Below are 13,565 nucleotides of genomic sequence, written 5' to 3' on the forward strand. Positions count from 1 at the left end.
TTTTGATTTAGCCGGAATTTTAAGTACTTTGGGTTTTTTATGTTTTTGGTATCCTTGGAGTCAAATGACTGGTTGGAAGGATCCAATAAAGAACTTTTTCAAAGTAGATGATCAATCAATGAGTAAACCATGCATCTACTTAACATTGATCGCCACAATACTACTTATAACTTCTACCGTGATAACTTTTATTAATTAAAATTCTAGGAAATATCCATTCATTTGGCTTTATACAAAGTGAGGTTTTTACCTCACTTTTTTGATTGCGTATAAGAGATTTTATGTTAAATGAGATTGCTAAAACCTAGATACGACACTCTTAGTATCTATTTATATAGGGGCAAATAACTCTTAAAATATATTCATAAATTTATATAGATAAATCACTATTTTTATTGATTTATTTGTCTTAAATCCTAATAATTCTTTATTACTTCCAATAATCCTTAAACTTTATAATGAATATACACTTTGATTTAGTTATCCATTCTCCTGGCTATACAGTTGATATGAAATCATCATTGCAAACAATGCAAGGAATGTCTGATGCTATTAGGACTGTTGCTGAGACTATTGCTAATGAAGTGATTCCGGAAAGGAAAAATTTCCATGATGATACGAGAACTGAATTAGAAGATTCATTTGAAGGTTCATATGGTCAGAATTTCAGATTAGTAACATGCTCAGAAAATGCTAAACAAAAATTTAATGAGCTTGGAGAACCTGTAGTAGTAGAAATTATTAAATATTATTTGTCTGAGGCTTTATTTCAGGATTACCCTAAATTATCTCCATCAGCATCTAGATTTATAGATAAATTAGGTACTAGTTCTGAAAGTTTAATCCAAAAATTACGTAACGGAACTCTTCAAAGAGTACATACTGTACCAAATACACTTCATTATGATGTTTCTCTACATCATAAAACTTATGTAAAAGAAGAGATAAAAGAAGTTGAATTGCTTCAAACTTTCGATAAAGAAACATATGCTGTTTTAGTTCCTAAAAAGTCTAAAAAGATTATAAATATTTCAATTGCTATCACTCGATTTAATATTTTTACTGGCAATGGTAGATGTAAAGTTAAAGGTGATAATACTGATAAAACCATAGCCTTTGGTTTTATCTCTTATAAAGCTTTAAAACCTAAAGTTAAAAAGATATTTAGTCAAAATTTAGACTCAAATAATGGTTTAGATGATGAAGAAGTTATGCATTATATTAATGTTTCAGCTAGAGAACTAATTAAGAGAGATGGCGAAGTTGTTAAATATATTATTGAATCTGTAATTATATGAATAACTATTTAAAGACATTATTAGGTTTTGGAGTTTTTATCTTTATAGGAGCTCCAACTCTATATTGGTATCAATTTAATTATAAATTAACTTTACCTTTGTCCCAATCCCAAGAAGTATGGGGACAAATGGGAGATTTTTTAGGTGGAACTTTAAATCCAGTTCTAACTTTTATAACGGTTTTTTTGTTGATATGTTCTTTAAATCATCAATTTAGAGCTAATCTTAGTCTTGAAGAACAGTTAGAAATAAACAAAAAGAATGAATATCTTAGGACATTTGAGACCTCATTTTTCCATTTAATTAACTGTCAAAATGAAATATTTAGGAATTTTAAAATTGAAGTTTTAGAAGAAAATAGAAAAGAGATCCTTTATCAGGATCAAGCTGTTAAAAAAATTGAGAAAGTTACCGAAATGTATATAAATGATGCAGTATTATCAAATAATATTGAGCAATTATATATAATATTGAATAAAAAATATAATTTATATGAAGTCTTAAGATCTTTTTATGTCATAGTTTCTTTAATTGATAAAATGCTTAATGAAAAAAATGGATTTTCTGTAGAGGATAGAAAAACCTATTATTTGCGATTAATAAATGTAACAACATTTTCAAATCTCATTCTTGTTTGTGCATCTGTACAGTTTCTAAAAAATAAAGCTATATCTAAAAAATTAAGAAATAATCATGAACTTAATGAGGTAATGAAAGATGTTAAAATTAGTTTTGACTTATTTAAAGCCAAATCTACCCCTACTAAAAGTTAATTAAGATTCGATAAAATTAAAATAATACGAGTTATGCAAAACGATAGCAGACAGCTCTCGTTTTTCTGTTCTAAAACTGCTAAAATTCTTATACGCCATTGACGTACTTAAACCTATGTTATTCATTGAAACTAGTTGAATAGCCACCGATTTTGTAGACACCTTTTAGTTAGATAAAATGGCTAATTAACGAGGTGCTTATGAGCAGTAAACGATATCCTGAAGAATTCAAAATTGAAGCAGTAAAGCAAGTTACCGAGAAAGGTTATAGTGTGGCCGAGGTTGCTGCGCGTTTAGGTACAACTACACATAGTTTATATGCCTGGATTAAACGCTATGATCCTCAACAACCCAAAGTTACTCAATCAGCAGATCCAACTGCAGAGCTAGCAAAGCTCAGAAAAGAACTGCAAAGAGTAACTGAAGAACGGGACATCTTAAAAAAGGTTCTTTGCACTTTAGCGTGAAGATTGTTACGATATGGACTCATCCATGAGATAACCCGCACATGAGCGCTACCAAGAAAGCAGACAAGTAAGCCGCAGCAACCTTCGTTTTCGGTTGTTGCGGCGTTCTCAAGAACCTAGTTGCTCTGCAAGAGCGCCGCCAAATTCTTAACTTAAGGAGATGGCTTCGTGCGCTCAAAAGATTTTTCTTGGCGGTATTCTCTTCCCGCCACGCTATTGCTGTTATCACCATTCGATTTGCTGGCGTCACTGGGCATGGATATGTACCTGCCCGTGGTGCCTTTCATGGCGGATGCACTTGGGTCCGGTGCAGGGACGATCCAGCTGACGTTGACGGCATACCTGGTTTTGCTTGGAGCCGGACAGCTTCTCTTCGGCCCACTGTCGGATCGGCTGGGTCGCCGCCCCGTTTTACTTGGTGGCGGGATTGCCTATATTGCGGCTTCATTCGGCCTCACCGTAGTTTCATCGCCAGAACTTTTTCTGAGCTTCCGCGTTCTTCAGGCCTGCGGCGCTTCGGCATGTCTCGTTTCCACTTTCGCGACGGTACGCGACATCTATTCGGGCCGTGAGGAAAGCAACGTCATCTATGGCTTGCTCGGCTCTATGCTTGCGATGGTTCCTGCGATAGGCCCACTGCTAGGAGCGCTGGTCGACGCGTGGCTCGGATGGCGCGCAATCTTCGGCTTGCTAGGGATGGCAATGATAGGCGCTGTTATCGCAGCCTGGCGACTCTGGCCAGAGACTCGGCGGCACCGGACGGCAGACCTACAGTGGTCGCAGCTATTGACTCCTGTGAAACACCTGAACTTCTGGCTGTACACGCTCTGTTACAGCGCGGGGATGGGCAGCTTTTTCGTCTTTTTCTCGACCGCCCCCTGGCTAATGATGGGGAGGCAAGGGTTATCGCAACTTAGCTTCAGCTTGCTATTTGCTACAGTGGCCATCGCTATGATGGCTACAGCGCGAATCATGGGACGACTGATTCCCCGGTGGGGAAGCCTGAAGACCTTACGAGTGGGAATGGGGTGTCTGATGGCGGGAGCGCTGTTGCTCGCTGTTGGCGAGACATTGGCACCGGTCTCGGTGCTTGGCTTCATCGCCCCGATGTGGCTCGTGGGTGTTGGTATCGCCACTGCGGTATCGGTGGCACCCAATGCCGCTCTTCGAGGTTTCGATCATATCGCTGGGACCGCTACAGCAGTCTACTTCTGTTTGGGTGGACTACTGTTAGGGATTATCGGGACACTCATTATTACGCTTTTATCGACTGGTACCACCTGGCCGATCATCGCTTATTGCCTCATCCTCGCAACAGCAGTGCTTTGTCTGTCCTGCATCAATCCCAACAGACGCCATCTCAGCCAAGAAGAACATGATGCCTTGGCGCTACAAGGCACCGATAGCGCGCAATCGGTCCATGATCATGACTAGCGCTGATGTTTGGAGCCTGTTCTGGAAGGGCTTTTCGCCAGCGTCTCATGGGCTTCTAGATGAACAGACTTTGCTGATCCGTCTTACACACGACGAGGAGCATACGCCAATTTGTAGCCGATGCGATTGCCCTTGTTTCCTGGTACATGACATCAATTGGCGCCGAGTTCGCGAGTCACCAATTATGCAGTATCGCGTCGAGTTGGATGTACCTGTGCGGCGGCTGCGTTGTCCACAATGCGGTCCAACCAGAGAGCGGATCGATTGGCTACCACCGCGCTCCCGTATTACGCAATCATTGCGCAACTGGATTGAGAAATTAGTACAGATGCTGCCCGTCAGTCATGTTGCCAATCTTTTGGGCTTGCATTGGCATACAGTCAAGACTATTGACATGGAGCGGCTCAAACGTGATTTGCACGAGCCAGATCGAAGTCGATTGCGCCGCCTGATGATGGACGAATTCGCCTTGCACAAGGGTCATCGCTACGCCACGGTGGTCGCCTGTGCCGACACCCAGCAAGTGGTGTGGATTGGCGAGGGCCGCTCGCGTGAGGCGATCCGGCCGTTCTTCGAGTGGTTAGGCGATGCCCGGAACCAGATCGAGGCAGTGGCCATGGACATGAACTCAGCCTTCGATCTTGAAGTGAAGGCCCAGTGCCCCAACGCGGTGGTGGTCTACGACCTGTTCCATGTGGTGGCTAAGTATGGCCGCGAAGTGATGGATAGAGTGCGAGTTGATCAGGCCAATCAACTGCGAGATGACAAGGTCGCCCGCAAGGTGATCAAAAGCAGCCGTTGGATACTGTTACGCAATGCTGACAACCTTGAGCCCGAGCAGGCGGTCAAGCTGGACGAACTCCTGGCCGCCAATGCGTTCTTGACTACGGTGTACGTGCTCAAGGACCAACTTAAGACGCTATGGTTTGCGGAAAGCGAGACGACGGCCAGAAGCGCCTGGCGGGAATGGGCCGGCATGGCCCTCGGTAGCGGAATTGATGCTTTGGTACGATTTGCCAAGAAGCTGGAGCCATATATGGAGGGTATCGTTTCCAGTGCCCTCCACCGGCTGAACACCAGCGTGCTGGAGGGCATGAACAACCGGATCAAAGTCATTAAGCGGATGGCCTATGGATACCGCGACACGGACTACTTCTTCCTCAAGATCCGTGCTGCATTTCCCGGCAAAGTGCGATGAACTTTAAAAAAGGCCGCGGTGTACTTCGCAAGCCAGTCCAAATGAGGTACGCCTTTATTCGGGACAACCAGCATATATGGCCGATCCGTCGTTTGTGTTCAACTCTAGATGTTCATCATAGTGGTTATTATGCATGGCTAAAGCAGCCTATCAGCAAGACAGCCCAGAAACGGCAACAACTTTCAGGACTGATTAAACAGTTTTGGTTAGAATCTGGTGGGGTTTACGGCTATCGCAAGATTTACTGTGATCTGAAAGATGTTGGTGAGAATTGTGGGATTAATCGAGTGCATCGGTTGATGAAAGTTGATGGACTTAAATCACAGCGTGGCTATCGCAAACCTAGAACTCATGCAGGTACTCCGTCGGTTGTTGCTGCAAACACTTTAGACCGCCAATTTAATCCAGCACAGCCGAACCAACTATGGGTGACTGATATTACCTATATTCGTACCCATGAAGGATGGCTGTATCTCGCAGTGGTAATCGACCTGTTCTCACGACTTGTAGTTGGCTGGTCTATGAAATCCAGAATTACGACAGATCTGGTTTTAGATGCGTTATTAATGGCTCTATGGCGGAGAAAACCACAGAATAAAGTTCTGATTCACTCTGACCAAGGCAGTCAATATACGAGCCATGAATGGCAAACATTCCTTAAGCAGCACAATCTGGAATGTAGTATGAGTCGCAGAGGAAATTGCCATGATAATGCTGTTGCTGAGAGTTTCTTTCAGTTGTTAAAGCGAGAAAGAATTAAGAAGAAACTATATGCATCAAGAACTGAAGCTAGGTCTGATATCTTTGAATATATTGAGATGTTCTACAATTCAAAACGCAGACATGGTTCCAATGGTCAGCGTTCTCCATTAGATTATGAAAAGGCCCATCAAAAGATGGTTAGGTGTGTCTAGAATTTTGGTGGCTATTCAAGTATTTTTACCAAGCAAATCAAAGAGCTTGTAAGTGATGAAGAATATCGGCAACTCCAGCAGGATCTCTTGGTACAACCTGATAAAGGTGACTTAATCAAGAATGGTGGTGGAATTCGTAAAGTACGTTGTGCTCAAGGCAATAAGGGTAAAAGTGGCGGTATCCGGGTGATCTATTATTGGGTCACAGAAGATGATCAGATCTTTTTCCTGGCCTGGTGGCTTATCCAAAGTCTGTGAAAGATAACCTGACAGACAAAGAGACCTCTATTTTGCGTCAATTAGTGAAGGAGCAATTTCATGGATAACAACTTATTTGATGACCTGGTTGCTTCAATCAAAGAAGCTGGTGCCATAAAACGCAATGAAATGAAAGCAAGCCGGGTAACGGAGCTTGAATTGCCGGATATTAAGGAAGTACGTGAGAAGACAGGCTTAACTCAAGCTGAATTTGCTGCACGTTTGCATATCAGTGCCAGAACTCTGCAAAACTGGGAACAAGGCCGTCGTTATCCAACTGGTCCTGCAGCAACTTTAATCCGTATTCTTGACGCTCATCCGACTCTAATCTAAGAAGTTTATATAATGAAAAACCCCGGCATCCTGCCGGGGTTTTTCGTATTGGTTCGCTCGGTATAACTCCTGTCGTACCTTACAGTCCTTGTACTTATCTCTTGTTATTCTTGTATGGAACTTCCTGTTCCCGATGAGTTCATCATAGGAAAATTCCACTGTCCCAGGTAGCCGCAAAGGGCCGAGATTTATGTACGCCAGAGCGTACAAAATAGCCTAAATTTTATCCACAAAAAATGTGGATAATTTTGGACATTGAGGCATTGATAAAATTTGAAAAATCTCAAAATTGATTAATTTTTGGCCGATTTTATTGGCAAGAAGTATCAAAACCGCTCATAAAAAAGCCGACTTGTTTCCAAGTCAGCTTTTCGACATCGTCGAGCATTATCACTATAACACAAGTGTATGATTTTTATATATTTAAAATATACGTTTCGTATAACGCCCATTATGTTAAATCAGGTTTAAAACTTAATATCATGTGAATTAAAGTAGGTCGGATCAAACTCTATCTCTCCTATTTCATCCTCGATAATTTGCATGTAATCGTCATATCTTGGATGTTTAGGGTCTTGTAATGCATCTAAAATATCAAGATATCCAAAAATTCCTCCAATATCTTCAAATGGAGCATGATTTTGACCATCTATACAACATGGATATTTTTTATTTAAATCAGGAGATTGTCTGCTTTCTACAGTAATCAAATGTTCCCAACAATCGCCAAAATCATATGTATATATAATTTTTTTACCTACACGTAGAACTTCTTTCAATTTTTGTCTTTTATTGATCTTTTCATGCTTAATAGTCGTGAATTCATGTAAATGGCTATCTTCCCAATCAAAAGCAGATTGAATTGCTTTATGGAGCGTAGATAAAGTAGCTGCCGATGAAATTTGAATAGTTCTCCAGATTTCAGGATCACTGCCTAGAAGACTAATTTTTAATTGAAAAACTTCATCAGAAGATTTGAGCTTTACAGTTCCCATAACAGCCTAGTTCTCAAAAAATAGTTTTAGTAAGTCTAAAATTAACATAATACACGTTATATGAACTTACCAAGCATGCCCTTCTGTCATGATTTTTCTATCAAAAGAGTATAGCTGAATGATAGCGAGCCAAATCGCATACAATATCTATCATTAGACTTAATGCAATAATTAAATGATGTTGTTATCATTAATCTAATAGAATTAAGATTAAATGATAGAAATGAATACACGTATTTATCTACGAGCTTCAACTAAAGATCAAGATGCAAAAAGGGCTTTGCAGATTCTTCAGGATCTAAACCAAAACTTGAATTTGGGTGAAACCATTGTGTACGTGGAAAACTATAGTGGTACGAAGTTAGACCGACCTGAATTGAATAAGCTGCTGTCAGAAGCAAATCAAGGTGACACCTTGTTAGTTGAAAGTATTGACCGCTTATCACGCCTAACCCAAAGAGATTTTCAAGAGCTGAAGCGCAGGATTCAGGAGAAAGGACTTCGATTAATTGTGGCAGATCTTCCTACTACCTACCAAATGATTCAAACCAGTGACACCATTACTCATTCAATCCTAGAACTCATTAATAATATGTTGATTGATCTCCTGGCAACAATGGCTCGCCTAGACAATGAGAAACGTATAGAACGTATTAAGCAGGGCCTGGCACGTTCGGGTTACAAGCCAACAGGTAAGAAAGCCAATGAGGCTAAGCACAAACGAATAAAAGAATTACTAGCAGCTGGCAATATGACTAAGGAAGAAATTGCCAAAGCAGTGAATTGTGGAGTTGCAACTGTTTATCGAGTTGCTAAAGTCATTTAAAAAGGCTTGTATCAGTGCTTCCCTTATGTCATATCTATTTACAAAGGAACAAGGCATTCTTAAAGATCAAAAGAAGGGATTAATGATGAAAAAGCATTTGATTTTCCTTGTTTTTATAGTGATGGTTTTTATTTTAGCTCTAGTTGTAAAGATTAATAATGATCATAAAAAACGGCAAGCATTAAACAAATTGGAACTAGTTGAAAAGCAAATCCATTAGGTATATGAATATTAAGATAAATAAAAAGCCCTATAGTCTCTCCCGTTACTATAAGGCTTATAAAACGCTGTAATTTTTTTCTTAATTACCTACTTTTCGATGTAAGTTATGAATATATTTTACCTATTGGTAAAAATAAAGATATAAGACAAAAGATGAATACGTTAGGAATTCCGCGTAAAAACTACTAATTTCGTATAACCGCCATTATGTTAAATAGAGATAGATTAGTAAGAGTATTCAAATAACTTTGTCTTATCTTGTTCGATAAATCCCATATTTTTATAAAGTGTTTGTGCTGGTACATTATCAAAATGTGTTTCTAAAGCGAGATATTTAGCATTCGTATTTTTACCAAATTGAATTACATGTTGCATTAATTCTTCAGCAATACCTTGTCTACGATTCATTTCATGTACATATAAATCATTTAAAATCCAAGCTTTTCCTGCTGAAACAGATGAAAACGTGGGATAAAGCTGGATAAAACCAAGAATGTTATTGAGTTCATCTTTCTTTATAAAAATTTTTGAATCCTTTTGAGTAATCCTCTCATGAATAAATTTCCGTGCTAAATCTATATTTGGTTCTTGATGGTAAAAAACCCTATATGCATTAAAAATTTCAGCTAAGGATTCTAAATCGTTTAATTCTGGTTCAAAAAGAGTATTCATTACATCAAGCTCCAAATATTAAATGCTTAATAAGCATATACATATTTTTATATTATTTGTAAGTAAATATTTGAATTTTAATAATATTGTATATAAGGAAGTTTTATTTGAGCGAATAATCATAAAGAACAAATGTGTTTAAATGTGAGCCTTACGAAAAGCTGTATTATGAAAAATAGCTAAAATTAACATAATACACCTTATACGAAATGCGTTATAATTCTCTTGAAAATTCAACGCTGTAGTTTCTTTTTTGCCCAACCTCCCCAAGGTGGGCTTTTTTTTTATGTTTTTTCTTGTTCCACGCTTAATTCTTGAGCAATGTTCCACGGTTTTGATTAGTTTTAATAAACATCGTCCGGTTTTTTGAGGAGTCATTATTTCAGGTGCTTGTACTGAAATTGGCTCATCAAAAAACTGGAGTCCTGGCTAACCATATGGAAGGAAAAAGCGGCTAAGAAAGCCCCTCTTTTTAGGTTCAGGCTCAACGTGTTCTGGAACAGGGATGCGTTTATTCTCTGAAGTAGTCAATCCGTCATAGTTTGATTCATCCTGTGGCCGAGGATCTGTTGCTATATTCGAATTAGTAGATTCATTTAGCTGATTAATATTTTCTTGTTTTGGCTGTTCTAAGGTGCCTTTAAACTCAATTCTATGAGTAAGATCTTCAATATGTTGCATCAAAGACTTTTCTCTTTGATTTGCTAAATCTAACTGATTTTTGAGTAAAGAAATCTGGTCTTTTAATACATTTTCAACTTCAGATTGAACGTGTACCTGTACATCCTTCTGAACTTGTTCAGTGCGTGTACTGGACTGAACAGCGATTGGATTGCCATAAACTCTGATAAGTTCAGATAAGTCTATAAGACCATCATGATCTCTTGATAACTCACCATTTTTTAAAGCCTCATATATTGTTGTACGTGATTTTTTAAAGGCTTTACTTGCGTCCATGACGCTGAATTTTGTTGTGTTCAATGTAATCCCTCAGTGCGTGTACAAGGATGTTCGTATGAACATCCAATCTGAACATGAAGTTTATTTTGTATTAAAGCCTACTTTCTTTAGATAGGGGAGTAGTTCTTCAAATTTTTGTGGATCTCGTAGCATTTCAGAAATTCGAACTGCAAATTGTGAGTAGCTTTCAGTACCTTGAGAATATTTATTCATATCTGGAAGCTCAGACAGTTTACTGGCAAAAAGATGACACTGTGCATCGGTAAATTTTGAGAAAATCTCAAGAGCAGTTTGCTCTTTACTATGAGCTATAACGACTTTTTTCAGTTTAAAGGTGAATGAAAAACCAGAAATATTACGTCCCTTTTTATGTTGCTGACATTGGACGTTAATATCCGTATGTTCATTAATTTGAGCAATAGCTAAATTTAATACTCGATCTTTAAAATTTCCCATTCTTGTATATTCATCATCAAGAACGCCTATTTTTTGTCTGAATTCTGCTAGTTCAATAATGGGAGTTTGACCTGTACTGCGCCAAGCAATTAATAATTCATACAATCGCACAGCATAAGCGCTGCTGAGATTACTAATCTGTTGTAACTCATATTTAGTAAATTGTTCTTCTAAACGTGTAATAAGTGGCACGATTGCAGGGGCAAATATTAACTTTACTGTAGCTTCATCGTCGATATATCTAATTTCGCTGACCCAGCGACTTAAAACATTCTCTACATTTCCTCTTTTATTAATTTCTTGATAGCTAAATTGACGTACAAATAGATCTTTACAGGCATCTTTTAACGCTTGGTAAGCTGTTTGTCTTGCAACATTAAATTGATTTACATAACTCTCAGCATGGACTTCTAAAGGGTCATTTGCATTGATTCCCCGACCACTATCTCTTGCTTCGACGATGGCTAATAAGATCAAACGTTGTTCTACTAAGTCTAAGTTATAACTCGCATTAATTAATGCATTGTCTTTAACTACTAGGTCCCGCATTTTATTTATCTACATTATTACTTATGAATATAAATCTATAATAATAAATATGTAGATTAATGCAAGGTAAACGTAGTTAAATCTACGAAAAAAATAATGTAGATTATTGGTAGGTAAACGTAGTCATATTGGTAGGTAAACGTAGTCATATTGGTAGGTAAACGTAGTCATATTGGTAGGTAAACGTAGTCATATAAGCTCTAGAAGCCTTTCTTTACAAAGACTTGAGCCTCTCTAAAAGCATTTAAAAGCTTAAAAATAATTAAAAGCCCAAAATATAAAAAATTGCCCTTGGTTTTCGCTACGCTCAAACTCTATTGAATCTCGCTTTCGCTCGATTCGTTGGGGCAATTTTTGGTTAATATTTTCGTGACTTTTAGAAAAAGCAAAAGCAACTCGGAATTCGCTGCGCTCATGAACTTTTTTTCTCGCTACGCTCGATTTAAGAATCAAATTTGGAAAGTTCGCACCCATGCGGGATGCTCTGGTATGCAGGTGATTGATGGATAGGGAGCTTGTAATCAGGGAAAGGAAAGGGCAAATTTTCTCAGTTCGCTCGTAGACACTCGCTCTGTTTAGCGACTCATGCCACGAGATTTCATTTTAGGCGCATGTTGCTGTGCTTTGAGTTGTTGTTCTTGTCTGAGTTTCAGCTGTTGTTCTGCTTTGATCTCATTCACACATTTTTTAATGACTTGATAGGTTGAGTATAGAGTCTGGTATTGCTTGGCTTTGGCCGGATGTTGTTGTTGGTACTGCTTCCAGGCATGTTCTTTGAACTTTTCATTTTCCAATAAATCCTTCACACCATGTTTTTTCTGGTGTTCATGCTGACCTTTTAGCTTTTTGTGTTCCTGATAAACCTCGTCACGTTGGGCTTCCCAGGCTTTTTTTCCAAACAGTAAGGGTTTGTTCTGGGTTAATTCATTGTGTTGATCGACCAGACTTTGCAACTTGTCATGACTTTGTTTCAGTCTGTTTTTCAAGATGTCTTGGGCGAGCTGCTGACTAAACTCATTTTTATGCTTTTGCATCTTGCCCAAGGTGTTTTCTGCCTTTTTAAAAACATCCTGCATAAATTCTAGGTCTAGATTCGCGTCTTTTGCGCTGATTTCGCGATTTAGCACTTTGCCAAGGGTTTCCCTCTGTTTTTCTTCAAACAGGGCTTTTTCGTCAATTGGTGGCGTTTTAGCACTATTTTTGATTTGGATCTGCTGTTCAGTTTTTAGTGTATTGAGTTTGATCTCATTTTCAGCAATCAGCAGATCCATATTTTTGCCGTATTGCAACTGAGCCTGATTTCTCTGTTTGATTTCGTCATTGCTTCGGCTGATTTCGGTCTCAATCCCTTTTCGGCGCAGTTCGGTGACTTTCGGCCCTTCGTGCAGCGTGGCTTCTAAACCATTCTCCTGGTCTTTGTAGCTGCGGTGGTCGACTCGGGCAGTGTATCCAGCCAGATCCAGGTGCATATTGCAGATATCGGCAAAGTGTTCGCGCCAGTGTTCGATTTCTCCACTGTGTTTCTGATCCAGTTCCCGGGTTTTCTCGGTGAAGCCTTCCGGAGTAAGTTTGCGTGTGCTCATCAGGATATGCGCGTGATAATTGCGTTCATCACTACCAGATCCAGTATGCGGTGCATGAATACAGGCATCGACGGCCACCTGATGTCTGTCCACGATACTGGCGCATAGCTCTTCGAGCATGGCCAAGCGTTGTTCCTGATTTAATTCACTTGGAAAAGCGATTTCAAATTCTCGGGCAACTGTCGAGTTTTTTCGGGTTTCCCGTTGTTCAACTTCGTTCCAGAGTCTTTCCCGGTTTTTTAAATGTTCTGGTGCGCCTTCGGGTAAATAAATTTCTTTATATTCCACACCTGTTTTTCGGCTGTAATCATGTTCTCGGCCCTCACGTTCACAATAGATCTTTTCACCTGCCCGATAGGCAATCGCAGCAGTAGCGGAACGCCCTGCTGATCGTGCTACGGTTTTGACTGAAAAGTGGTAAATCGCCATGCCTATTTTTCGCTTTTAAATTTTCACGTAGTGAAATACAACCGTGGATACGGTTGTCGGGGTATTGGGGAGACCCCAATCGGACTTGCAAACGAAGTTTGCATAAGTGCGCTCTTCGAGGAAAACATTACTATACATATAGCACCTTGAATGCATATTCAAGTGCGCTTATGTTAGGGATGGTTTCCCAGGATGATG

The 13,565-nt window shown here is 39.3% G+C and carries 14 protein-coding genes and 2 pseudogenes; 10 read left to right on the plus strand and 6 right to left on the minus strand.

Going from position 1 to position 13,565, the window contains the following annotated elements; all coding sequences use genetic code 11:
- The 9 genes and pseudogenes from AC1P5O_RS14865 to nadS all read left to right on the plus strand — a co-directional run.
- The coding region (locus tag AC1P5O_RS14865; protein ID WP_499006256.1) for a hypothetical protein at positions 1–199 on the plus strand (199 nt) is incomplete at its 5' end.
- 259 nt (positions 200–458) lie between these two features.
- The gene (locus AC1P5O_RS14870; protein WP_499006258.1) at positions 459–1,298 is read left to right on the plus strand and encodes a hypothetical protein; all 840 of its coding nucleotides are present in this window, start codon (positions 459–461) and stop codon (positions 1,296–1,298) included.
- The gene (locus AC1P5O_RS14875) at positions 1,295–2,071 is read left to right on the plus strand and encodes a hypothetical protein (RefSeq protein ID WP_499006259.1); all 777 of its coding nucleotides are present in this window, start codon (positions 1,295–1,297) and stop codon (positions 2,069–2,071) included. The genes AC1P5O_RS14870 and AC1P5O_RS14875 overlap by 4 nt, the downstream gene beginning before the upstream one ends.
- Positions 2,072–2,271: 200 nt before the next feature.
- Positions 2,272–2,526: pseudogene (locus AC1P5O_RS14880) on the plus strand (transposase); the annotation flags it as partial.
- Positions 2,527–2,706: 180 nt separating this feature from the next.
- Positions 2,707–3,972, plus strand: a complete 1,266-nt coding sequence (gene cml, locus AC1P5O_RS14885) for a CmlA/FloR family chloramphenicol efflux MFS transporter (protein WP_020753574.1) — start codon at positions 2,707–2,709, stop codon at positions 3,970–3,972.
- Complete coding sequence (locus AC1P5O_RS14890; RefSeq protein ID WP_020753573.1) at positions 3,965–5,170, plus strand: ISL3 family transposase; 1,206 nt, start codon at positions 3,965–3,967, stop codon at positions 5,168–5,170. The genes cml and AC1P5O_RS14890 overlap by 8 nt, the downstream gene beginning before the upstream one ends.
- A gap of 5 nt (positions 5,171–5,175) precedes the next feature.
- A pseudogene (locus AC1P5O_RS14895) lies at positions 5,176–6,084 on the plus strand (IS3 family transposase); the annotation flags it as partial.
- A gap of 87 nt (positions 6,085–6,171) precedes the next feature.
- A complete protein-coding gene (locus AC1P5O_RS14900; protein WP_499006261.1) occupies positions 6,172–6,342 on the plus strand; it encodes a hypothetical protein in 171 nt (56 codons plus the stop codon).
- 60 nt (positions 6,343–6,402) lie between these two features.
- Positions 6,403–6,675, plus strand: coding sequence for a NadS family protein (nadS, locus tag AC1P5O_RS14905; protein ID WP_004896911.1), 273 nt, complete (start codon positions 6,403–6,405; stop codon positions 6,673–6,675).
- A gap of 467 nt (positions 6,676–7,142) precedes the next feature.
- On the opposite strand, the gene AC1P5O_RS14910 is transcribed toward nadS, so the two are convergent.
- Positions 7,143–7,670 (minus strand): plasmid pRiA4b ORF-3 family protein, encoded by a 528-nt coding sequence (locus AC1P5O_RS14910; protein WP_000537573.1) that lies wholly within the window; start codon positions 7,668–7,670, stop codon positions 7,143–7,145.
- A 223-nt stretch (positions 7,671–7,893) separates the two neighbouring features.
- Here AC1P5O_RS14910 and AC1P5O_RS14915 point away from each other — a divergent pair, with 223 nt between their 5' ends.
- A complete protein-coding gene (locus tag AC1P5O_RS14915) occupies positions 7,894–8,496 on the plus strand; it encodes a recombinase family protein (protein WP_496220447.1) in 603 nt (200 codons plus the stop codon).
- A 447-nt stretch (positions 8,497–8,943) separates the two neighbouring features.
- Here the strand turns inward: AC1P5O_RS14915 and AC1P5O_RS14920 are convergent, their stop codons facing one another.
- The 5 genes from AC1P5O_RS14920 to mobQ all read right to left on the minus strand — a co-directional run bounded on the left by AC1P5O_RS14920 (position 8,944) and on the right by mobQ (position 13,367).
- Positions 8,944–9,390, minus strand: a complete 447-nt coding sequence (locus tag AC1P5O_RS14920) for a GNAT family N-acetyltransferase (protein ID WP_006581726.1) — start codon at positions 9,388–9,390, stop codon at positions 8,944–8,946.
- A 429-nt stretch (positions 9,391–9,819) separates the two neighbouring features.
- Entirely contained in the window at positions 9,820–10,371 is a 552-nt protein-coding gene (locus AC1P5O_RS14925) for a plasmid replication DNA-binding protein (RefSeq protein ID WP_260396360.1), read from the minus strand.
- Between the two features lie 60 nt (positions 10,372–10,431).
- Positions 10,432–11,355: a replication initiation protein RepM gene (gene repM / locus AC1P5O_RS14930; RefSeq protein ID WP_004641947.1), complete on the minus strand. Its 924-nt coding sequence runs from the start codon at positions 11,353–11,355 to the stop codon at positions 10,432–10,434.
- 252 nt (positions 11,356–11,607) lie between these two features.
- On the minus strand, positions 11,608–11,829 hold the full coding sequence (locus AC1P5O_RS14935; protein ID WP_004641946.1) for a hypothetical protein: 222 nt from the start codon (positions 11,827–11,829) through the stop codon (positions 11,608–11,610).
- Positions 11,830–11,930: 101 nt separating this feature from the next.
- On the minus strand, positions 11,931–13,367 hold the full coding sequence (gene mobQ / locus AC1P5O_RS14940; RefSeq protein WP_004641944.1) for a MobQ family relaxase: 1,437 nt from the start codon (positions 13,365–13,367) through the stop codon (positions 11,931–11,933).
- Between the last annotated feature and the right edge of the window lie 198 nt (positions 13,368–13,565).

The organism is Prolinoborus fasciculus (assembly GCF_056724605.1).

Bases quoted from the DNA above. Each gene is read 5' to 3' on its own strand.
- repM (WP_004641947.1), bottom strand. From the start codon at position 11,355: ATGCGGGACCTAGTAGTTAAAGACAATGCATTAATTAATGCGAGTTAT.
- AC1P5O_RS14915 (WP_496220447.1), top strand. From the start codon at position 7,894: ATGAATACACGTATTTATCTACGAGCTTCAACTAAAGATCAAGATGCA.
- AC1P5O_RS14920 (WP_006581726.1), bottom strand. From the start codon at position 9,390: ATGAATACTCTTTTTGAACCAGAATTAAACGATTTAGAATCCTTAGCT.
- nadS (WP_004896911.1), top strand. From the start codon at position 6,403: ATGGATAACAACTTATTTGATGACCTGGTTGCTTCAATCAAAGAAGCT.
- AC1P5O_RS14875 (WP_499006259.1), top strand. From the start codon at position 1,295: ATGAATAACTATTTAAAGACATTATTAGGTTTTGGAGTTTTTATCTTT.
- AC1P5O_RS14890 (WP_020753573.1), top strand. From the start codon at position 3,965: ATGACTAGCGCTGATGTTTGGAGCCTGTTCTGGAAGGGCTTTTCGCCA.
- mobQ (WP_004641944.1), bottom strand. From the start codon at position 13,367: ATGGCGATTTACCACTTTTCAGTCAAAACCGTAGCACGATCAGCAGGG.
- AC1P5O_RS14870 (WP_499006258.1), top strand. From the start codon at position 459: ATGAATATACACTTTGATTTAGTTATCCATTCTCCTGGCTATACAGTT.
- AC1P5O_RS14935 (WP_004641946.1), bottom strand. From the start codon at position 11,829: ATGGGTGCGAACTTTCCAAATTTGATTCTTAAATCGAGCGTAGCGAGA.
- AC1P5O_RS14910 (WP_000537573.1), bottom strand. From the start codon at position 7,670: ATGGGAACTGTAAAGCTCAAATCTTCTGATGAAGTTTTTCAATTAAAA.